This is a genomic window from Puia sp. (assembly GCF_035546395.1).
Taxonomy (GTDB): Bacteria; Bacteroidota; Bacteroidia; order Chitinophagales; family Chitinophagaceae; genus Puia.
The window spans coordinates 52,694-73,096 of the sequence record NZ_DASZXR010000008.1 but is presented as its reverse complement, the minus strand read 5'-3'; the positions used below and the strand labels follow the sequence as shown (position 1 = coordinate 73,096).

Below are 20,403 nucleotides of genomic sequence, written 5' to 3'. Positions count from 1 at the left end.
TTCAAAATACCATATGGACAAACCAGCTATTTGGCAAATGATCAAGGAAGCCGTCGAAAGCCTTGGTGGGCAAGCGGACTATCCATCGATAAAAGTTTACATCGGAAACAAATGGGGTGACGTAAATGAGAACACGGTCAACGCACAATTGATCGCGCTATCTGTAAATCAGCCATCAAGGGTTCATTATCCCCAGAACAAAAAGCCCCGGATCGCTAATGGCCCGTACGATATCCTCTATTCCAATGGACCTGGTCAAGTGGTTCAATACAGACCCCAGGAACACGGTATCTGGGAGATCTATGAAAAGGAATTCGGAGCCCTCGGCGTGCGTTTAATCTCGTCAGACGCGAGCGATGATGAGGAAGGCATCGACCAAGCCAGCAACTCATTATTGTTCCCTCTCGAAGCAAATCTCCGCGATTTCCTGATTGCCAATCTACACACCGTGAAGGACTATCGATTGAACCTTTATACCGACCCGCAGACTGGACGCGATGGCAAGGAATTTCCCACCGACGTAGGTCCTATCGACATTTTGACGCAGGATGAGAATGGAGACTTCGTTGTATTTGAGCTCAAGCTTTCCCGAGGTCCCGACCGTGCAATCGGGCAGTTACTTCGCTATATGGGTTGGATCAACAAGCACGTTGCTGCTGGGAGACGGGTAAAAGGTATTATCGTCGCCAACAAAATGGATGAGAAGATTAAATATGCCGTTTCGGTAACCAAAGATATCGTTTTGTTTGAATACGAATTGCAATTCAAGCTTTCCAAGCCTTCTGCTCTCGAATAGATCTTCCCCTAGAAGCATCACTTTATCTTTAATGGGAAAGTACTGGCTTCTGACCGCACGAGATTGCCCTACCAAAACAAATATAAATCAAACACTTATATCTGATCTCGACTTGCAAAACACAGAACCCAATTCCGCGAATCGAGAGTTGCCAACGGAAAATGGGTGTTTTAACTCTTGCTTTAATTTATTCTTTTTCTTTACTTCGTTTGCCCTAATTTACTTTTTTGATTTACAGAACATTAACTCGATCGCTAGCCTCAAAAAAAAGAGCTAAATTTGTTAGTATTATGTTACTATGTTGGTCGCTTATTGCGAGTCCTAATTAACTATTTATCATAATTTTAGCGCATGGGAAAAAGCATTGGTTCAACAAAAAAAAAGCAAAAAGAAATACTACTAGAGTCACAGTTGGATGCAAGCATCGCAAATATCCTGACAAAACAATACTGCCAAATCGAGGTTAAGGATAATTTGTCCTTCATGCGATCATTGCAAGATCAATCAATGCACTTGATTGTAACTTCACCTCCTTACAATATTGGAAAAGAATATGAGAAAAAAAGGTCCCAAGAGTTGTATATTGAAGAACAAGTAGGAACCATAGCTGAAGCTGTAAGACTCCTTCATCCACAAGGGTCGATATGTTGGCAAGTTGGAAATTACGTAGAAGACGCCGAGATTTTCCCGCTTGACATTTTGCTTTATCAAAAATTTAAGGACCATGGCCTTAAACTTAGAAATCGAATAGTCTGGACTTTTGGCCATGGTTTGCATACCCAAAAACGTTTTAGCGGCCGGCACGAAACGATTTTATGGTTCACGAAAGAAGACAATTATACTTTTAACCTGGACCCAATTAGAATTCCATCCAAGTATCCAAATAAAAAGCATTATAAAGGTCCCAATAAAGGGGAGTTAAGCAGCAACCCCCTTGGCAAGAACCCCGGCGATGTCTGGGACATTCCAAATGTAAAGAGTAATCATGTCGAAAAAACACTGCATCCATGCCAATTTCCCGTAGGCTTGGTTGAAAGACTTGTTCTTGCTCTCACAAATGAGGGCGAAAACGTCCTAGATCCATACATGGGAGTGGGCTCCACAGCAATTGCTGCATTAAAAAATGGACGAAACGCCTATGGTTGTGATGTTACATTGAAGTACGTTGACATCGCCTTAGAGAGAGTTGAAGCCTTTTTTGCTGGGACTCTTCGAACGAGACCAATGAACAAACCTGTATATGAACCACCCTCTAAACAGTAATAATAATGAGATATGTTGAGGCCTTTAATCATCACAATGGCGAAGCCGAATGGAGGAAAAGAGAATTGTTTGACTGGATTACGGACGTATTTGAAGCACCTGGTGTAATGGTTGAGAAACGAAGTACTACTGAGATTAGGTCTCATATCCGAGCCCAACTTGACGATCAAGGCTGGAGCGGAGAAATTCAAATAGACCAAAGTTGTGATTTAACTGTGTTTTCCAGAAAAGACGATCTTGCTTTTCAGGTTCAAACTGGAAATATTAGCAGGGCCTTTTATGATTTGGTAAAACTCAACTATCTATATTCGACCGGCAAAATTGAGGCTGCAGCTCTCGCAGTGCCTTCGTACATAGCAGCGCAACGCATTGGAAGCAACATTGCTAGTTTTACAAGAATAATGAATGAATTATCGTTGTTCAGCCGAGTCATTTCAATTCCATTACTTTTAATCAGTTTCGAATGACTCCTAATTATAAGATTTCAGTTGTACCGCTTGCTGACCGAGAAGCACTTATCATCAATGAATGTGCTTCCGCTCAAAGGACACACCGATTTCATGAATATAGGTCAACACGTGAGGACCTAAAAGTGATTCGGTTGGCAATCAACATCCCGATATACCGAGTCGCGAACTATCGCACCTCAATTCAGCAGATGAAATGGATAAGAGAGAAAAATACCACTCCAAAATATTTTTCAGGTGGCGAGGAAAATGATTCGGTTCAAAGAATCCAGCACAGCTTTCTTTGGAATCTAGCACTTACGGAAAAGGAATCTATTTCTTCGATTGTTGAAAGGCTAAGAGTCGAAAAGCAGCGAGATCCCATTCTAATTTCATCTTCAGGTGTGGTTGTAAATGGTAACCGTCGCCTTTCCGCCATGCGAGAACTCATGATGGAAGATCAGGAATTTCTGGAATCCTTCTCTTTCATCGACTGCATGGTGCTGCCGCAAGAAGCTACTGAAGACGATATGAAGGAAATTGAGGTTCGACTGCAAATGACGCCGGAAACCAGGTTGCCGTATGACTGGATTAGTGAATGCATTGCAATAAAGGATCTAACTATCCGAGGAAAAAGCTTTGATCTGATCGGCAATCTTATGCGCCTGGATCCACCTAAGGTAAAGGAAAAATTGCAGATGCTCAATGAAATTGATTTGTATTTAAATGAATGGAAAAATCGAATTGGCGACTATGATTCAATACTGGATGGGGAAGAAATCATATCTCAAATTACAAGAAGGCTAAATCGCAAGGAAGGGCTACAGCAGGAAATAGCCAGACGATTCGGATGGATCTTGTTAGATCAACGAGGAAAAGAAGGGCGCGTTTACGATCTCAGGGAGGTCACCGGAAATCTTTCCAACATAGTAATCAACAAAATATTGGAGGAATATTCCGATTTAATCAGTTCAGATAGCAGTAACCAAGATGGAGAATTAATTTTGGAAATCCCAGACGTTGCTGCAACTCCGGAGCAAGGCATGCTATCCTTTCTTGAAACGACACGAAATAATGAAGGCCTCCAACAAGAAATTGTAGACAAATTTAAGGTTGTAGTTGAAGCCCAAAAGACACAAAAAATTGGAAACGCAGCCCTACTCGCAATTAGAGATGCACACACAAAACTAGAGGGGGTAGATGTTACTACAGCTGATCGAGGCACCATTGAACCAATGTTACGGCAACTTGCTTCGATTGAACAGCGTGTCGACCATCTGAAAGGGCAACTGAACCAAATAAAATCAATTGCAGCCAGTTGATGCAAGAATTTCACCTTAGCTATGATTCCCTAACCAATTCTGGCGTTTTAACGAACGACAACCTTAACGCACCTGGTACTTGGCAAAGGTTTAATTCGGCAGCTCTCAATATTGATCCCTCTGCTACTCCGAGCCCTAATAATATCCGACTTCCATGGTATCAAATTCTTTCGCTTCTCAGGGAATTTTTGCCTCTCCAAAGAAGTTTATCATTTAGGATTATCCCGGACCAATCAGCTAATATACTCATCCAAACCTTTCTTCGTGATCTAGCAACGACCAAGCAAGCAACCCAAGGGCTCACTTACACAATTACAGAATCAGAAATTATTTCACGACTCAATGAAAACGGCTTTACTGAAAGAGCGCTACGTCAATTTCAAATACGGGATATTATAAAACTTCTCAGTATTCCAAACGGTGCAAATTTTTCTGTCCCTGGCGCAGGAAAAACAACCGTAACACTTGCAGTCCATATTCTTACTACAAACGAAAACGACAAACTGCTGGTCATTTGTCCTAAGTCTGCTTTCCCAGCTTGGAGCGAGATAATAAGGATGTGCATTAATCCAAAAGCGGGATGGCCCTATGGAACGGGTGAGTTTCTAAATTTGAGCGGCTTAAATGATCGAGAAGTGATGGAACTTGTAGGGTCCGATCATCGCTATTTCTTCACGAACTACGAACATTTTGTTTCCAAAAAAGATACATTTTCTTTTTTATTAGCAACCAAGCCCTTTCATCTTGTGCTGGACGAATCCCATAGAATGAAAGCTGGCGAGTTATCGCAACGAGGTTCCGCATTACTGTCAGTCGCCAATTTACCGAAAAGAAAAGATATTCTTACAGGAACCCCTATGCCACAAGGGCCAGAAGACCTGCAGTCCCAGCTTGACTTTCTATGGCCTGGGTCATCGTTAGGTATAAGAATTCAAAAAGGAGAGTTACCTCGTTCTGTCATCACAGGGTTATATACCCGTACTACAAAGTCTGAGTTAGGTCTTCCTCCCATAAACAGACATTTTATTCAGATAGAAATGACTGGGCCTCAGGCTGCACTTTACGGTATCGTGCGAAACGAAGCCTTGCGGCAATTAAGCTCTTTTCGAAGCGGAAAAGGGATTGACGTCATTAAAGCTCGTAAATCGGTAATGCGTTTGTTGCAACTTTCGTCCAATCCTCAACTCGCTATTAGAGGAATATCCGACGATATATTTCTGACGGATAGCTCTATTATCAATGCCATTGTGGAAACACCAATTTCTCCGAAGATGGAAGAGACGTGCCGAATTGTGAGAAAAAACGCTCGTAATGGGCGGAAATCAGTAATATGGACCATATTTACCCAGAATATAATTGACTTAGAACGGCTACTCGCTGATCTTAACCCTTTAAGTATTTATGGCATGGTCAAAACGGGTTTGTCATCAGATACAACTACGCGGGAAGGTAGGCTTCTTCAATTTCATACGGATAATAGCTGCCAAGTCCTTATTGCGAATCCTGCTGCTGCAGGCGAGGGAATAAGCTTGCATGAAGTTTGCCACGAAGCAATATATCTTGACAGAAGCTATGTTTCAACTCATTATTTACAGAGCATTGACAGAATCCACAGACTCGGATTGTCGCCTAAGGAACAAACAAATGTTTACATAATCCAGTCTGCACCCCCCGCGGGATTTGGCTCGATTGACTATAGTGTAAGCCGACGTTTGGCGCGCAAGATTAGAGCGCTTGAACAACTGCTTGATGATGTTGACCTACATGAGATAGCCTTCGATGAAGAAAATGCCCCAGAACCGGTTAATTACAATCTTGACATTGATGACATTATTGATCTGATTCAAGAACTTGAAGGAAAAGGAAAGTATGATCCCACTGACGGCATCTAAATAACATGTCGGTTCCAATCTTAAATATGAGTTGCGTTTTAGCATTACAAGTCCTGCATGAACAGGCTCAAAATGACAATTCATCTTGTAGTAAGCTATTTCATTTCAAGCAAAAATATCATCCTTCTTGGTCTCACCTCGACTGGGATAGTGCCATAGCATGGGCCCAATTGATAGGCATAGAGAAAAGAACCTTAAAATTGGACGACCTGGCTAAAAGTTGCTGCCAAAAATTCATTGCCTCAAATCCGACCCTTATAAAACTTGCCGCCAACGGTAGAGAGTCATTTCTTGGAATTCTTTCCGAAGATGAAAAGCAAGTATTTCGGGTCGCGGGTCTATCGCAAAATAATCTTGCATTAGAAAACATTCTGTGGTGGGATAAGTTCAAATTAGAAAAGCGGACAGAACTAGATGAATTAAAATTGCTCCAAGGTCGGATGGCTGAGCAGTGGACGATGGAGCATGAGCAAAGTGTATTGCGGGGCTGGGGAATTGTTCAGCAGCCGTATTGGGCTTCTTTGGATGCAGACTACTATGGCTACGATATCCGCTCATATCGGCGAGCAGCAGATGGCAGTCTTTGCACTTTATTAATCGAAGTAAAGTCGTTTGCCGAGCCAGCTACGCCAATAATCTATGTTACTAGGAATGAATGGGAAAGAGCTGTGCAGGCTTCACCAAATTATAGTTTTTTTGTCTGGTGCATTCGCGACAAGGCAAAAATGATCTTGTCCGCATCAGAGTTACTATTGCATATTCCAATCGAAACCGATATAGCACACTGGACGACTCTTAGAGTTGACGTAAGCTACTGGTGGAAGAATTCAACAAACTAAATATTTAACTTATTTCAATTCCATATCAAATTAAAGCTCATGGCAAAAAAAAACATAAGTGAAATAAAAAAGAAAAGGCCTATAAAATCGAGTGCCGTGAGCAAATCTCTATCATTTGACTGCCTTCCCATTGTCCAAGGAAATCACATATTAGTTGTCTTTAAAGCGAGCGCTAAATCGCTATGGGACATTGTTGAAATCAACCAAAGAGATACAGATAAAAATACTGGTTATCAAAGGGCGCTTTCAGAGTCAAGAGTTGCCTCTGTACAGAGATATATTGAAAAAGGGAACACAATTCCGATTAGTATATTAATTGCACTTGGCCCAGCGTCACATCTCTCCAAGGATAGAAAGTCTCTGTCAATTCCTCAAATACCCAACGCTGGCTGGGTAATTGACGGCCAACACAGGTTGGCTGGGGCTAAAGAAGCTGCCAACGACATTGAACTAGCCGTTGTCGCAATTCTTCATCCCTCAGAGCAAGAACAGATAAAACAGTTTGTAATAATAAATCAAGAAGCTAAAGGAGTACCTCGTTCACTCTACTATGATTTATTAAAACATTTACCACCCGATAAATCCGAAACTGATTTGGCAAAAGAACGAGCGGTTGATATCGCAAATCAATTAAAAAAAGACGAAAATTCTCCCTTTTATTCGAAGATTGTAATTACAAGTCCAAAAACATCGGAGATATCATTAAATAATTTTGTGCGCAAGGTCTACCCTCTCTTGAGTAAGAATGGTTTCTTCAATACATATACCTTGATCGAACAGACTAAAATTATTGAGAATTATTTTTCTGCATTTAGAAACGTCTTCCCGCAGTATTTCGAATTCGCCTCACCGATTTTTTACAAAACATTGGGATTTGGCGGGCTGATGAATTCTCTTCCTACTATTTTCCAACTAACACTCAAACACTATCAAGGGTTTACTGTTGCAGATATTTCCAAAATTCTTAGAAACATCGCAGATTTTGATTTCGGCGAATGGAACTCTGGCACGGGAACACAAGCAGAAAAGCAGGCTTCCGATGATTTAAATGCGCACTTATCAAGAAGACTAGGCGATGACACCGACGACAATTCGACTACAATCCGGCTATAAAACTTTAAAATGGCGACAGATCAAAAATTTCAATCGTTCTGTGATAAAAATATTCTGAGGAAGAAGTGGGAACGGATTAGAGACAATTGGGCGCCATATCTGGAAAGTGCCAAAAATTTAAATCTTGATGATGACGATTATACCCAATTACCGCAAATATTTTCGGAAGTTGCTTCCATTTACTCGGCCGAAGAACTTGGAACTAAATTTGTTGAGGCAGAATACGTGCGTCCTTTTCTACTGAAAGAATCTATTACTTTATTGAGGAAAGCTTCTAACGTAATTAGCAACGCTCAATCCGGTGTTCTAAAGGGGTACAAGACATGGTCACTAGTCAATGCTTACCATGGTGCCCATTTCGCTGCAAAATCAATTTTGAGTTTCTTTGGGTATACTTTTCCTGTGGTCACAAATCCGTCTGGGATTTCGCATTTGGCTTTTATTGATGTTTGGCCTACTTTGACCATAGGATCTGGTCGCTCTAAGAAAGTAACTTTCGAGGTTGATAAATTTATAAGACTTTCAAAACCTCCTGTTGCAAAGATTGAACAAAGGCATATTTGGATGACGTTACTGCGTCTTCTAAATACTTGTTCCGTCGAAGATGTTTGGCCCAAGAAATACACCAAAGTAATTCGAACCATAGACTTTAAGGAGTTTGGAAGGCAAAGAAACCATCTCTTTTACGACAATAATGCATGGTTGTTCGATGATCTTATAACTTTTATCGTCACTCCCAATTGGGGTATTATTCTAGAGGATTTTTACGACGATTATCGGAGAGCTATCAAAGACATGGATTCAGACTTCTCGATTTTAATTAGCATGGTCCTTCTAAAAATGGCGTATTTGCTGCTAGAAGACACATGCAAATATTCGACAATATTGAATGATTCCTTAAATGACATTCAATCTGTTTTGCAATCAACAGAATGGCATCCACTTTACATACAATCAGCTTTTTGAACGATCATTCCGTCAAAGGACAACTCACCTTGCGAATACTTGATTACATTATTGCTAAACGGCCACTGGGTTATCAAAACGATGGAAAGCATCTGAGGGAGCATTCAACTTATCATGCCATTACGGCGCCCAGGCTCGACATGCGTCGCATCCACCTCCGTCCAGTCCACGGCCACAAACTCTGTCCCCACATAGGGCGTGACCCGCACATTGACCACCAAATTCCTGGCCGCATTCGGCCCATTGTTGGTCACCTGGACATAGATATAATTTTCCTGCCCTCGCTGTACGTCCTCCGCCTGTGCCAACACCGATGGGTCGAAAACATTGTCGTCCATCGGCCGTACAACAATGTCGGCAAAATCCCGAAAGTCACCGCCGGGCGGGGTACTCGGCTCCGCACCCGTATCCGCCGGATAGTCCTTGATCAGGACATCGGCAAAGTCAAGACCCCTGTAAAGGTTGATCCGGCCATAGCCCATCACAAGATTCCAGGAGCCATTGGGAAATACCGGATTATTTACATAAGCCAGCACATCCACCTTATCCGCCGTTTGCTCGATGACCGTCCCTATGTGCTGCCGGGAAAGCGAGGGATACTAACTCCTCAGCAACGCCGCAAACCCCGCAACATGCGGGGTTGCCGCCGATGTGCCGTCAAAACAGTTCACACAATTGCCTGCCGCATCTCCCGCACTGGGATAGGTAACGCAGGGCGCCATATACGGCCCACCCATATTATTAAAGCCCAGCGAAGCCTGAAGATCGGTTGACCAGATGCGTACACGGGGCGCCACGACCGATAACCCTTCACCATAGCAGCTGCTACAACATCCGCCGCACAATTGATCCCATACGCGCATTACGGAATTGAAAAATAACTACCTTCAAACCATGACAAGAACCATAAAATCCTACCGGATCGAACGGGCAACGACCATGCAAGCACTGGTTGATGCCATCAATAAACTCCTGACCGAAGAAACCGGCTGGGAACCCCATGAACAAGTCTTCCAGGCCCAGGTCAAGACGACCGAAGGCTCCCAACTCACCCATTATTATTGCCAGACCATGGTGCAAGTTGCCTATTCCGCCTGATCCTCGACCCGAATAGGAACCGACACCGTTGGGCGCCACGTCGTGATCCATTGGGCCACGGGCCGAACGCCGTTGGTGGCACCCCGGTATCCATTAGACGACTGACCCAGACTACCTCACCACACCGCCGTCCCCTTCTCAATCGCCGCCTTTCCGTCCATCGTCTCATACTGACAATACCACACATACGTCCCCGACGGCGCCGCCTGTCCCCCTACACGCCCGTGCCAACCTACCCATGGCGTCTTCGTCTCAAAAACCCTCCCACCCCCAGCGATCGAATACCGCAAACAGTGCCAGCTACACCCGACCGTAGGGCATCGGCCACAGCACATCAATATGCCCATTGCCATCGGGCGAAAAAGCCGTCGGCGCAAACAACCCGACCAGGCAGGTGGTCCCTTTGACAAAAACGGTATCCGTCGCCGTACATTTGTTCGCATCCGTCACCGTCACCCAATACACTCCCGGATCATTCACCGCAATCCGCGCCACCGACGAGCCATCGGCCCAGCAGCCGCAAGGTAGCCCGGGACGTTCAACCATTCGACCATCCGGCACTTACCCAATAGATACCGGGCGATCGCGCGACGATTTTGAATAACTTAGACGGCCAATTCCCAATACCGCCCCTATAAAATGGCGTTTAATGCGCCGTTTTTGGATATTTATGGATAATTATATGTATATTTTGCCCATTTATGGATATTTATGGGTAATTATATGGATATAAACATTCAAAGCCTCCACATCACTTCCGAGATACTCACCCTTATTGCCGACATCGACGAATTTAAGGGCGCCTGGCGTGCATTGGGCCAACTAGCCCCGGAACAACTAAGTTCACTGAAACAAGTCGCCACCATTGAAAGCATCGGCTCATCCACCCGTATCGAAGGAAGTAAGCTCACCGATAAACAGGTCGAGGAACTACTCAGCAATCTTTCGATCAGAAAATTCTCCAGCCGCGATGAACAAGAAGTCGCCGGCTATTCCGATGTAATGAATCTGATCTTTCAGAATTACGATCTTATTCCGTTATCTGAAAGCTACATCAAACAATTGCACGCAGAATTACTGCAATACAGCGACAAGGACAGCTGGCATCGCGGCCAATATAAAAAATCGCCCAACCACGTCGAGGCGTTCGCGCCGGATGGCAAAAGCCTCGGCGTCGTTTTTGAAACGGCAAGCCCGTTTGAAACACCCTTGCACATGGAAAGACTGGTACAATGGTCAAACGAAGCCTTCGCCGAAAAAAAATTGCACCCTCTACTGATTATATCGGCCTTCGTTGTAGAATTTCTGGCCATCCATCCCTTCCAGGATGGAAACGGGCGCCTCTCCCGTGTACTGACAACGTATCTATTGCTTAAAAACAACTACGCTTATGTACCCTTCAGCTCCCTCGAAGCAGTCATTGAACGAAGCAAGGAGGGATATTACTTATCTCTGCGGCAAACACAAGGCACATTGAGGTCAGAAAACCCGAATTGGCAACCCTGGACACTCTTCTTTCTAAGAGCCTTGCAACACCAGAAACAACGCCTGGAGGGAAAATTGAACCGGGAAAGGCTGCTATTAGGCCAGCTACCGGAACTGTCTTTGCAGCTTCTTGAATTGGTAAAATCCCGAGGTCGGATTACCGTCAGGGAAGCCGTGGCCATGACCAATGCAAACCGAAATACGGTTAAGAAACACCTTGAATCTTTAGTTGAGAAGAATCATTTGCAACAAAACGGGACGGGTAAAGGCACTTGGTATGCTATAAAGGGCTAATAGGTAATCCGGTACGCACTGCGTTCCAAATCGGCCGCGGCTCACCCACACAATACACCGGGTTGCGATCCAACGCCGGCCTTGGATCATAGAGGCCCAGCAGCCGCAAGGTTGACCAACGGCTACCTCATCGCCGAATACGCAGATGGTCGGAAGATGATTGTCGAGGAGATTAACGGGCGGTTGATTGAAACCAGGGAATATCATGCCTAAGACCTCTATGTGGTGGGTGGCACAAACGGCGTACGCAAATCGACCATCCGCGAAGAACTTCTTGGTGCGCCCGTTCCTTACGTCAATGCTGATTTTATTGCAAAAGGACTCAAGGTCCAGCATGCTTCACTGATGCTAGCCGAACTGGCTCGTCAATATGGTAGCGAGCAAAGAAATGCAGAAGTCAGGCTATTGCATCGAACTCTACTATATCGGCGTCAACAACCTGCAGATCACTACAAAGCGAATCCAGGACCGCGTTAAACGCGATGAACATCATGTTCCCGCGGATGAAGTGTATGCTCGTTATGAGTAAGCTGCTACGCCACTATTTCTCGATGCCCGATAAGCTTTTGATCATAGACAACACCGATCTGCTGGCACCGACACCCACAAATGCCCAAGTCGAATTGAAAAATAACTACCTTCAACCCATGACAAGAACCATACAATCCTACCGAATCGAACGGGCAACGACCATGCAAGCATTGGTTGATGTAGTAAATAAACTCCTGACCGAAGAAACAGGCTGGGAACCACATGAACAAGTCTTCCAGGCCCAGGTCAAAACGACCGAAGGCTCCCAACTCACCCATTTTTATTGCCAAACCATGGTGCAAGTCACCTATTCCGCATAGCCCGCAACCCCCAATACCGCTGAACGCCGCCGGGCGCCAAATCAAGATCCATTTGGCGCCGCAGCTGATATCCGTTGGTGCCGTCCCGATATCCACCGCGCGCCGAAAACCATACCTCGTCCCATTCCGCAACAACCCCTGTCACGTAACCGAACACCCGCCCGACCCCACAACCCCGTACACCTCTGAAAAACAGCCCCTTCCAAACTGGCACTCCATGTGCGGCGAAAGCCCTATCATGATAAGAAACCTCCTCCTCGTAGCCTTCCGCAACTTCAAAAGAGACCGCTGGTATAGCCTCCTCAACATCGTCGGACTGATGATCGGCATCACCTTCAGCCTCTTCCTCATCTTTTACATCCAGGATGAGCTCAGTTACGATCGGTATAACGTCAACGCGTCCCGCATCTACCGCGTCGGAGCCTATATCAAAGAACCCGAACGGGCGCTTGCTAAAAACGCGGGCTCCCAGTTCGTCCTCGTCCCACAGCTACGAAAGGACTATCCCGAAATAGAAGAAGCGGTTCGATTTACCAACATGGGCCAAAAGTTGTTGAAGAACGGTAACCTGGATCTCTATCAGGACAAGGTTTTCCTCGCCGACAGCAACGTGTTCAAAGTTTTCACCTATCCCTTTATCGAAGGCGACCCCAACACGGCCCTGGTCGCTCCCAACTCGCTCGTGTTGACCGAATCCGTCGCCGTAAAATATTTTGGCAAAAGCCAGGGTGTCGTCGGCAGAAGCCTGCAGGATGACAAGGGAGCAAATTTCAAAATCACGGGCGTCATGAAGGACGTTCCCACCAACTCCCATTTCCGGTTTCACGTACTGATCTCCATGAGCACGGTGCCAAAGGATTTTGGCGGCGGCTGGGGCGCGTTCAGCGGGTACAGCTACGTCCTCCTTCGACCCAACACCAACCCCGCAGCCCTCGAGAAAAAGCTGCTGGCGCTGAGCAAATTCCTGGACCCCGTGTTCGCCCCGTTCAACGTGAAGATCCACTATGTCCTGCAGCCGGTGACCGGGATCCATCTGCATTCCGGCATGGACAGCGAACCCGAAGAGGTAGGCAGCATGTCCTATATCTACATCTTCTCCGCTGTCGCCGTCTTCATGCTCCTTATCGCCTGCATCAATTACATGAACCTCACCACGGCCCGCTCTGCAAGACGGGCCAAGGAGATCGGCATCCGCAAGGTGACCGGGTCCACGCGCTGGCAGCTCATCGCCCAATTCCTCGTCGAATCCGCGCTCACCGCCCTCGTAGCCATGTTCCTCAGCCTGATGCTGATCGCCCTGTTCCTGCCCGTTTTTAATTCTCTCGCCGGTAAATCCATCGCGACCTCCAGCCTCTTCCAACCCGGAACCATCGGCATCCTCGCCGCCATCATCTTGTTTGTCGGCCTGTTGGGCGGCAGTTATCCCGCCTTCTACCTTTCCAAATTCAACCCCGTGGGCGTACTAAAAGGCAGCCTGGCAACCGGCTCCGGCAATGTCACCCTCCGCCGCATCCTGGTCGTCACGCAGTTTACTATCGCGATGATCATGCTCATCTGCACCCTGGTCGTCTATGGCCAGCTGAACTACCTGCGAAACGTCGACCTGGGCTTTAACCAGCAACAAGTAGTCTCCCTGTCGGCCAACGCGAACTACGATGTCCGAAGCAATATCCGGTCCTTCGTCGCGCAGCTTCGGAAAGATCCCCGCGTCCTCGACGTCAGCACGGCCCAGACCGTGCCGGGACACGGCTCCAGCTTCAACCTCTTCTCCATCGAGACAAAGAATGGCTTTATCCCCGAAGGCATCGCCAACTACGCGGTGGACGACAATTTTTTCAAGACGATGGGGATGACAATCCAGGCCGGCCGGAATTTCAACGGTCTGAGTGATACCCTCCACAGCATCATCGTCAACGAAGCGATGGTTAAGCGCTTCGGTTGGGATCAACCCATCGGCAAACGAGTGAAATACCCGGGCGATACCTCCTCCTTCGCGCTGGAAGTCGTGGGCGTCGTCAAAGACTTCAACCAGGCCTCGTTGTACAATGCCATTGCTCCATTGATGCTGTACTATAGCCCCGTGAGCAATGGCATCCAGGTGAAATTGCGTGGCCAGGATGTCGCGGCGACGCTGGCGGACATCGGAAAAGCCTGGAAAACCAATTTCCCCGATCTCCCCTATTCCTACACCTTCCTCGATCAGGATTTTTACTCGCAATATGCCGCCGACCAAAAACGCGGCAAGATCTTCACGGCATTTTCCGTCCTGACCATCCTCATCACCTGCCTCGGTCTGCTCGGGCTCATCGCGTTCACGACCGAACAAAGGCAAAAAGAGATCAGTATCCGCAAGACGATGGGCGCCCGCATTGGCCAGATCGTGCCCCTCATCGTCCGGAATTTTATTTTCCTGGTGGGCATCGCCTGTCTGATCGCAGTCCCGGTCGCATCCCTGTTTATGGATAAATGGCTGAAGCTATTTCAGTACAACACCGGGTTGACGGCAACGCCCTTTGTGCTGTCCGTGCTAACCGTGCTGACGATCACGTTGCTGACCGTCATCTTCCACACCCTCCGGGCGGCACTGGCCAATCCGTCGAAGGGATTGAGAAGTGAATAAGATGACCATTGCTTTTTGCCGCCACCATCCATGTCCGTCGGTGGCACCCCCATACGACGCCCGCAGATCGACGAAATATCAGTATATTAGTTAACGACACTTATGATACTCTACGCCATCCTCAGATTTTACTTACCGATCGGGTTAATGATCGGTTGGGTATTCTATCAATTGGTCATAAAACGAAAGAGCTGGGACAGCATTTTTGCCGACGCATTGACCTGTTGCGTGTTCGCAGCCGTCTGGATATTCATCGCTTACCTGTTGACTAAGTAGCGAAGCCCTACCGACGCCCCCTCAATGCTTCACCGTATCCGTCTTCTTCTTCCCAAACAACCCCTTGATCAACCCCTTCCCCGCCTCCGCCGCCTTCTTCCCCAAATCCGCCGCCGGAGCCGCAGTGTCCCCCGCCGATGCAGCTCCCTTCGCGCTGTCGCCGCCACGACCCGCCAGCCGCCGCGCCAACTCATCCTTCGCCGCCCCCAACGCCTGCGCCTTCAAAGCAGCCACCGTATCTTTCAGCACCCGCTTCGCACTATCCGCCTTCGCCTGGGCAAAACTCACCGCCTGCTGCTTCAATGCATCGGCCATATTCCCCGCAGCGCCTTTCAGATCGGTCTTCAACTGGGGGTTGGTTAGGGTGCCTCCCAACCGTAGATCCAGGTTCACCGTCTCCCCCGGACTAATGTTCACCCCTTTGGACGCAGCCTGCGACGCAAGGTTATTGATGAGTGCATTGCCAGCGCCACCCAACAGGCTCCTCGGCAGCTTCATATTTATCGCATAGTCTATCGACTCATCGATCCCATGCATCCCCCCTACCTGCATATCGATATCCTTCACCTTGACATGAAAGGGCTTCACCAGCACCTTCCCATTGGCAAACTCAAAGCTATTCCTGATGTCCTGCAACGCCACTTCCTTGAGCTCGCTGACATTCAACGTCGAGGCGATCTTGTCCAACGGTGGGAAATGACCAATCAGCCCCTGCAGAATTTCCAGGTTCCCGCCTCCCGTCAGGCTATTCAGCTCCGGCTTCAGGTCCTTCCCCAGGTTGCCCTTCACCGTCAGGCTCGAACTAAGCGTCCCCGAGATGAATTTGCCTATCGGCGCCAACTTCTGCACGGTGTTGAACGCGTTAAACGTCTTCTGCACCTCCAGCTTCTGAACGTCATAACTGAAGCTTATCGCCGGATTTGTTTTGTTCTCCTTCGTCGAATACGACCCGCTCATCGCAATCGTCCCATCCAATGCCTGCATCCGAATATCCTTCAGCGTCACCGTCTCATCCTTTACCAGCAGCACCCCCGTCACATTATTGTAGTCGGTCTTGTCATAATGCACCTGGTCCACCGCCGCATTCAGGGTGAAGTCGATGTTCGCCGGTACGAGAAATACACCCCTCTGGCCGCTCCCCGCCGTCCCAGACGCCGCGCCCGGAGCAGACGCCGCCGTCGCACCCGCAGCCGCCGAATCCGCGGGCATCCATTTATTCAAATCGATCTTATCCGCCTTCACCGTCAACACCCCACCAAGGGTTCCACTCTTCAGCGCATAGCCCAGCAAATTCGACAACGACCCCTCCGCCGAAAAATTCGTCTGCTGAACCTTCCCGCTCATTTCGCTGAGCGCCACATTTGCCGGATTCCACCGCAACATTGCCTTATGGATCTCCACCCCGTCCGAATAAGCCTTCGACCGGTAGCCCAGGTCCGCCAACGCAATCGTCCCGGCCGCAAAAAAGCCCTCCAACTGCTGCTTTTGCGCCGCGACCACGCTCCCCCGCACCTGCACATCCGCGTCGACGATCCCCTTCAGCAAAGTCCCGGGCTCCAACTTGACCAGCTGAGTTACCCGCGACAGATCCAGCTTCCCTTTCGCCGCCGCATCGATATACCGGCTGGTCATCGGGTTCTTGAGCAGCAGCCGGAAGTCAAAGGGCGCCCCCGCCATCTCGAGATGACCCTGCCGGAGATCGACCACCGTGTGATCCGTTATCCCATCGGGATTGTCCACCTGTAATTGTAAGTTGATGTTCTGCACCGCCTGGGGCAGGTCCGGATACTGAAAGAAACCATCCTTCACCTCCATCCGGACATGATAGGCAGGTATCTGCGAAGGACTATACGTCCCTTTCACCGATCCCTCCAACGCAGCCTGTCCCCTGGTCTTGATGGCCCCGAAATCCTTCTTGTAGATGGACGGCACCAGGGACAGCAAATTCTTAAACTCCGCCGAAGGCATCTTGAACCGGATATCCATCGCATACGTGCTGTCATTCACCAGTTGGAACGATCCATCGCTGGACAGTTGCAACGCGTTGACAGTGACGCCATCGGTTCGCCAACCGAATTTCATCGCCTTCGCATCCACCTGGATATCGGCGCCGATATTCACCGCATTATCGTTGAGATAGGGTACGCCCCCATAGCTAAAGCTCACCGCCCCGGCCTTCGTGTCGGTGGATAGCGTGAACAGGTCGGCGGTAAAGTCCCCGCTACCGCTATGATCCAGGTGCGCAACCGTCGTATGGATATCCCCGCCGGCATCATCATAGCTGAGATAGCCGTCGCGGATCGTGTACCGCTGCAACTCCATTTTGAACGCTCCGCCACCTCCCTCGCCGCCAGCCTTAGCCGTCGTGTCAGGCTTTGTGATGAGATAATTGGCCTGGCCGTCCTTCATAACCATCAGGTGGATCCGCGGCTGATCGAGCAGAATAGAATGGATTGTCATGTTCGAGCCCCTGATCACACTCATCAGATCCACGGCCACGTCGATGTCCTTCACCGCCGCAAGGGTATCACCCTCGAAAACGCCGGTGCCCGTGACCCGGAGATCGCTCAAGGCCAGGGATACGCGGGGGAAATGGCGAAAGAACGACAAGTCGAGGTCCCCGAAATCGACCTTTGCCGTAAGCCGGTCGTTGATCTGTTGCTTGACGATCTGGACGATCTTTCCTTTGAACAGGAAGGGGGCGAGAAAAAGGATCAGCAAGAGCACGGCCAGGCAGATCCCGGTGATTTTCAGGAGGCGTTTCATCATATAGGTCAGTTGAGTACTGCAATTTAATAACGCAAACTCAACTCCACCAACTTCTGCTCCGTATAATGCGCGCCGCCGCCAGCCGGGTCTTACTGCCTTAGCCTCAGCCAGGTCTCCGAATGTATTTACTTGGTTGTCAAAGTATTATACAAAATTAGCGACTGACAATCCGTGCCCCAATCTTAAATCAAACATTTAGGCACTAATTTCGTTGTTATAGTATCGAACTTGTACTATTTTGCAAAAAAACAACAAAATAACCTATGTTGCTGGAATTTAGGGTGGCAAACTATCGCTCAATCGGCGAAGAACAGGTCCTCAGTTTTGTTCCGGCACCGAAACAACGGGAATATCCGGAAAACATCCTGTCGGCTGCGAAATACAATTTGCTCAACGCCATAGGAATCTATGGAAACAACGCCAGTGGCAAGAGCAATCTGCTGCTTTCCATCAGTCTGCTGGACAAGCTGGTGCATTTGTCAGCCCGAACGTCATCAACCACTCCACTTCCCTTTGATCCTTTTTTACTCCGGGAAGGCTGGACCGAAAAACCTACCCGATTGGAAATTTCGTTCATTCTCGAGGCAAACCGGTATCGGTATGGGTTGGAATTTAATAAAAATGAAGTCCTCCATGAATGGCTCTATCGCAAAGGAACGGGGCGTGAAGTCGAACTATTCGAACGCAAAAATGACGTGATCGATGTCTCATCAGGGTTTAACGGGAGCCCCAAATTGATCGATGCTGCTATTGAAGCAACGCGCAACAACGCGTTGTTTCTTTCGATCTGCGATATGTTGAATATAAGTGAAGCCAAGTCGATTTTTGGCTGGTTCAGGAAGCTGAACATGTTTAACGGACTGAATACGGAGGAATTGATGATCGATACGGCTAGCCTGCTCGACGTCGATCCGTACAAGGAACTCATCCGGAACTACTTTTTGCATTTGAATATCGGCATCGAGGATTTCGCAATGGTGACCAAGGAATTCGATCCGGCCGATCTCCCCCCAGGCCTTTCTGAAAACCAACGAAATGCCTGGATCGAGCGGTTACAAGGAAAGAAAGGCTTCAATATCATGGCTGCGCATCGGTATTACGATCGCGGCGGCCAGCCGACCGAGGCCAAAATCAATTGGATGCTGGATAAGAATGAGTCATCGGGAACGACTAAGGCGTTTCAGATCAGTGGTCCCATTTTTTGGACGCTTGTCAACGGTGGCGTGTTGATTATCGATGAGATCGAGGCAAAACTGCACCCGCTTATGACGCTGGACATCATCAACTTGTTCCTGAATAAAGACACCAATCCCAATCAGGCGCAACTGATCTTTGCCACACACGATACCAATCTGCTGTCTTCCTCCAAACTGCGGCGCGATCAGATCTATTTTGCCAAAAAGAACCGGTGGGAGTCAACCGAGATTTATTCTCTGTCGGACATCTTTTATGCTGGTTCAAACGACCCGGAAAAGCTGGAAAAAGAACGACCGGACCGGGACAAAGAAAAAAGATATATGGAAGGTCGTTACGAAGCGGTACCGGAATTCGGGACCCTTGATCCGATTAAACCACTTCTTCAGAAATGGCACGAAAGGGCAAATTAGCTTCCGCTCCAAGGGACGAGGAAGAAAGGCCGGTACGCCTGCGCAGGTATCGCTATCTGCTTCTGATCGTTTGTGAGGACCAGAAGACTGAAAAGCATTACTTTGAAGGGTTCAAGCCTCTCTTCCCCGAACGCACGATCTACCAGCGAACGGTCGGAACCGGCCTCGACCCCAAAGGGGTAGTCGAGCGGGCGCTTACCGAAAGAGAAGCACTGCAGGAAGAGGCAGGTAAAGAGGTTGACAAGACCTGGGTAGTCTTTGACAAAGACGACGCAGATATCAGCGTCGGTAGGCGGGCCCGGTATGAAACGGCACTCGCCCTTGCAAGAGAGAGCAACCTCACCCTGGCGGACAGCAACGAATGTTTCGAGGTCTGGCCGCTGCTACACTTTCAGGATATCCCCGGAGATAAGCCGATCCCGAGACAGCAGGTATATCAGTTGATCCAGGACGCAGTGCGCTTGCATCCCGATTACGGCGAATATACCTATCTTCATGGCAGTACGGAGATCCTGGATATTTTGGTACGGATCGGCGACGAAAGGCTGGCCATCGAGCGTGCAAAGGCTTTACTGGTCCATCATAATCAGAAGCCAAGGATCGAATGTAATCCCAGCACTCAGGTACATCTACTTGTGGAAGACCTTCGCGCCTGGATTGCCTATTATTCTTACATACCGGACAACTCCTGATTCATGCCAACTACTGATCGTCAGCGAGTCGTATTGGATCCATGTTCACCCACGTGCAGGGAGACTTCGCAAGA

General features: G+C 48.1%; 20 protein-coding genes. 16 read left to right on the top strand and 4 right to left on the bottom strand.

The features are described 5' to 3' along the window. The first annotated feature begins 13 nt into the window (after positions 1 to 13). The 8 genes from VHE34_RS08785 to VHE34_RS08750 all read left to right on the top strand — a co-directional run bounded on the left by VHE34_RS08785 (position 14) and on the right by VHE34_RS08750 (position 8,637). Positions 14 to 796, top strand: a complete 783-nt coding sequence (locus VHE34_RS08785) for an endonuclease NucS domain-containing protein (RefSeq protein WP_325586828.1) — start codon at positions 14 to 16, stop codon at positions 794 to 796. A 351-nt stretch (positions 797 to 1,147) separates the two neighbouring features. Then, on the top strand, positions 1,148 to 2,059 hold the full coding sequence (locus VHE34_RS08780) for a site-specific DNA-methyltransferase (RefSeq protein WP_325586826.1): 912 nt from the start codon (positions 1,148 to 1,150) through the stop codon (positions 2,057 to 2,059). Positions 2,060 to 2,064: 5 nt separating this feature from the next. Next, positions 2,065 to 2,526, top strand: a complete 462-nt coding sequence (locus VHE34_RS08775; RefSeq protein ID WP_325586824.1) for a hypothetical protein — start codon at positions 2,065 to 2,067, stop codon at positions 2,524 to 2,526. After that, positions 2,523 to 3,827, top strand: a complete 1,305-nt coding sequence (locus VHE34_RS08770; RefSeq protein ID WP_325586822.1) for a hypothetical protein — start codon at positions 2,523 to 2,525, stop codon at positions 3,825 to 3,827. Before VHE34_RS08775 ends, VHE34_RS08770 begins: the two co-directional genes overlap by 4 nt. Further along, positions 3,827 to 5,719, top strand: coding sequence for a DEAD/DEAH box helicase (locus tag VHE34_RS08765; protein ID WP_325586818.1), 1,893 nt, complete (start codon positions 3,827 to 3,829; stop codon positions 5,717 to 5,719). The genes VHE34_RS08770 and VHE34_RS08765 overlap by 1 nt, the downstream gene beginning before the upstream one ends. Before the next feature lie 5 nt (positions 5,720 to 5,724). Then, positions 5,725 to 6,558: a DUF3883 domain-containing protein gene (locus VHE34_RS08760; RefSeq protein ID WP_325586816.1), complete on the top strand. Its 834-nt coding sequence runs from the start codon at positions 5,725 to 5,727 to the stop codon at positions 6,556 to 6,558. A gap of 39 nt (positions 6,559 to 6,597) precedes the next feature. Further along, on the top strand, positions 6,598 to 7,671 hold the full coding sequence (locus VHE34_RS08755; RefSeq protein WP_325586814.1) for a DGQHR domain-containing protein: 1,074 nt from the start codon (positions 6,598 to 6,600) through the stop codon (positions 7,669 to 7,671). Positions 7,672 to 7,680: 9 nt separating this feature from the next. Further along, positions 7,681 to 8,637 carry a hypothetical protein gene (locus tag VHE34_RS08750; protein ID WP_325586812.1) on the top strand — a complete coding sequence of 319 codons (957 nt, stop codon included), beginning with the start codon at positions 7,681 to 7,683 and terminating at the stop codon, positions 8,635 to 8,637. 104 nt (positions 8,638 to 8,741) lie between these two features. On the opposite strand, the gene VHE34_RS08745 is transcribed toward VHE34_RS08750, so the two are convergent. Together VHE34_RS08745 and VHE34_RS08740 are read right to left on the bottom strand one after the other, a co-directional pair. Next, positions 8,742 to 9,179, bottom strand: coding sequence for a hypothetical protein (locus VHE34_RS08745; RefSeq protein WP_325586810.1), 438 nt, complete (start codon positions 9,177 to 9,179; stop codon positions 8,742 to 8,744). 57 nt (positions 9,180 to 9,236) lie between these two features. After that, positions 9,237 to 9,500: a S8/S53 family peptidase gene (locus VHE34_RS08740; RefSeq protein WP_325586808.1), complete on the bottom strand. Its 264-nt coding sequence runs from the start codon at positions 9,498 to 9,500 to the stop codon at positions 9,237 to 9,239. A gap of 31 nt (positions 9,501 to 9,531) precedes the next feature. On the opposite strand from VHE34_RS08740, the gene VHE34_RS08735 reads away from it, so the two are divergent. Then, positions 9,532 to 9,735 (top strand): hypothetical protein, encoded by a 204-nt coding sequence (locus tag VHE34_RS08735; protein WP_325586806.1) that lies wholly within the window; start codon positions 9,532 to 9,534, stop codon positions 9,733 to 9,735. Between the two features lie 300 nt (positions 9,736 to 10,035). Here the strand turns inward: VHE34_RS08735 and VHE34_RS08730 are convergent, their stop codons facing one another. Next, positions 10,036 to 10,281 (bottom strand): hypothetical protein, encoded by a 246-nt coding sequence (locus VHE34_RS08730; RefSeq protein WP_325586804.1) that lies wholly within the window; start codon positions 10,279 to 10,281, stop codon positions 10,036 to 10,038. 177 nt (positions 10,282 to 10,458) lie between these two features. On the opposite strand from VHE34_RS08730, the gene VHE34_RS08725 reads away from it, so the two are divergent. From VHE34_RS08725 to VHE34_RS08705, 5 genes are all read left to right on the top strand, one after another. Next, positions 10,459 to 11,514 (top strand): Fic family protein, encoded by a 1,056-nt coding sequence (locus tag VHE34_RS08725; RefSeq protein ID WP_325586802.1) that lies wholly within the window; start codon positions 10,459 to 10,461, stop codon positions 11,512 to 11,514. Between the two features lie 370 nt (positions 11,515 to 11,884). Continuing rightward, complete coding sequence (locus VHE34_RS08720; protein WP_325586800.1) at positions 11,885 to 12,043, top strand: hypothetical protein; 159 nt, start codon at positions 11,885 to 11,887, stop codon at positions 12,041 to 12,043. Continuing rightward, a complete protein-coding gene (locus tag VHE34_RS08715; RefSeq protein WP_325586798.1) occupies positions 12,036 to 12,365 on the top strand; it encodes a hypothetical protein in 330 nt (109 codons plus the stop codon). Before VHE34_RS08720 ends, VHE34_RS08715 begins: the two co-directional genes overlap by 8 nt. Before the next feature lie 238 nt (positions 12,366 to 12,603). Beyond that, complete coding sequence (locus VHE34_RS08710) at positions 12,604 to 14,985, top strand: ABC transporter permease (protein WP_325586796.1); 2,382 nt, start codon at positions 12,604 to 12,606, stop codon at positions 14,983 to 14,985. A gap of 102 nt (positions 14,986 to 15,087) precedes the next feature. Further along, entirely contained in the window at positions 15,088 to 15,261 is a 174-nt protein-coding gene (locus VHE34_RS08705) for a hypothetical protein (protein WP_325586794.1), read from the top strand. A 21-nt stretch (positions 15,262 to 15,282) separates the two neighbouring features. Here the strand turns inward: VHE34_RS08705 and VHE34_RS08700 are convergent, their stop codons facing one another. Further along, positions 15,283 to 18,030: an AsmA-like C-terminal region-containing protein gene (locus tag VHE34_RS08700; protein WP_325586792.1), complete on the bottom strand. Its 2,748-nt coding sequence runs from the start codon at positions 18,028 to 18,030 to the stop codon at positions 15,283 to 15,285. Positions 18,031 to 18,293: 263 nt separating this feature from the next. Between VHE34_RS08700 and VHE34_RS08695 the strand changes: the two genes are divergently transcribed. Further along, on the top strand, positions 18,294 to 19,637 hold the full coding sequence (locus tag VHE34_RS08695; protein WP_325586790.1) for an ATP-binding protein: 1,344 nt from the start codon (positions 18,294 to 18,296) through the stop codon (positions 19,635 to 19,637). After that, on the top strand, positions 19,616 to 20,329 hold the full coding sequence (locus VHE34_RS08690; protein WP_325586788.1) for an RloB family protein: 714 nt from the start codon (positions 19,616 to 19,618) through the stop codon (positions 20,327 to 20,329). The genes VHE34_RS08695 and VHE34_RS08690 overlap by 22 nt, the downstream gene beginning before the upstream one ends. The last annotated feature ends 74 nt before the right edge of the window (positions 20,330 to 20,403 follow it).

Bases quoted from the DNA above. Each gene is read 5' to 3' on its own strand.
- VHE34_RS08785 (WP_325586828.1), top strand. From the start codon at position 14: ATGGACAAACCAGCTATTTGGCAAATGATCAAGGAAGCCGTCGAAAGC.
- VHE34_RS08780 (WP_325586826.1), top strand. From the start codon at position 1,148: ATGGGAAAAAGCATTGGTTCAACAAAAAAAAAGCAAAAAGAAATACTA.
- VHE34_RS08775 (WP_325586824.1), top strand. From the start codon at position 2,065: ATGAGATATGTTGAGGCCTTTAATCATCACAATGGCGAAGCCGAATGG.
- VHE34_RS08770 (WP_325586822.1), top strand. From the start codon at position 2,523: ATGACTCCTAATTATAAGATTTCAGTTGTACCGCTTGCTGACCGAGAA.
- VHE34_RS08765 (WP_325586818.1), top strand. From the start codon at position 3,827: ATGCAAGAATTTCACCTTAGCTATGATTCCCTAACCAATTCTGGCGTT.
- VHE34_RS08760 (WP_325586816.1), top strand. From the start codon at position 5,725: ATGTCGGTTCCAATCTTAAATATGAGTTGCGTTTTAGCATTACAAGTC.
- VHE34_RS08755 (WP_325586814.1), top strand. From the start codon at position 6,598: ATGGCAAAAAAAAACATAAGTGAAATAAAAAAGAAAAGGCCTATAAAA.
- VHE34_RS08750 (WP_325586812.1), top strand. From the start codon at position 7,681: ATGGCGACAGATCAAAAATTTCAATCGTTCTGTGATAAAAATATTCTG.
- VHE34_RS08740 (WP_325586808.1), bottom strand. From the start codon at position 9,500: ATGCGCGTATGGGATCAATTGTGCGGCGGATGTTGTAGCAGCTGCTAT.
- VHE34_RS08735 (WP_325586806.1), top strand. From the start codon at position 9,532: ATGACAAGAACCATAAAATCCTACCGGATCGAACGGGCAACGACCATG.
- VHE34_RS08730 (WP_325586804.1), bottom strand. From the start codon at position 10,281: ATGGTTGAACGTCCCGGGCTACCTTGCGGCTGCTGGGCCGATGGCTCG.
- VHE34_RS08725 (WP_325586802.1), top strand. From the start codon at position 10,459: ATGGATATAAACATTCAAAGCCTCCACATCACTTCCGAGATACTCACC.
- VHE34_RS08720 (WP_325586800.1), top strand. From the start codon at position 11,885: ATGGTAGCGAGCAAAGAAATGCAGAAGTCAGGCTATTGCATCGAACTC.
- VHE34_RS08715 (WP_325586798.1), top strand. From the start codon at position 12,036: ATGAGTAAGCTGCTACGCCACTATTTCTCGATGCCCGATAAGCTTTTG.
- VHE34_RS08710 (WP_325586796.1), top strand. From the start codon at position 12,604: ATGATAAGAAACCTCCTCCTCGTAGCCTTCCGCAACTTCAAAAGAGAC.
- VHE34_RS08705 (WP_325586794.1), top strand. From the start codon at position 15,088: ATGATACTCTACGCCATCCTCAGATTTTACTTACCGATCGGGTTAATG.
- VHE34_RS08700 (WP_325586792.1), bottom strand. From the start codon at position 18,030: ATGATGAAACGCCTCCTGAAAATCACCGGGATCTGCCTGGCCGTGCTC.
- VHE34_RS08695 (WP_325586790.1), top strand. From the start codon at position 18,294: ATGTTGCTGGAATTTAGGGTGGCAAACTATCGCTCAATCGGCGAAGAA.
- VHE34_RS08690 (WP_325586788.1), top strand. From the start codon at position 19,616: ATGGCACGAAAGGGCAAATTAGCTTCCGCTCCAAGGGACGAGGAAGAA.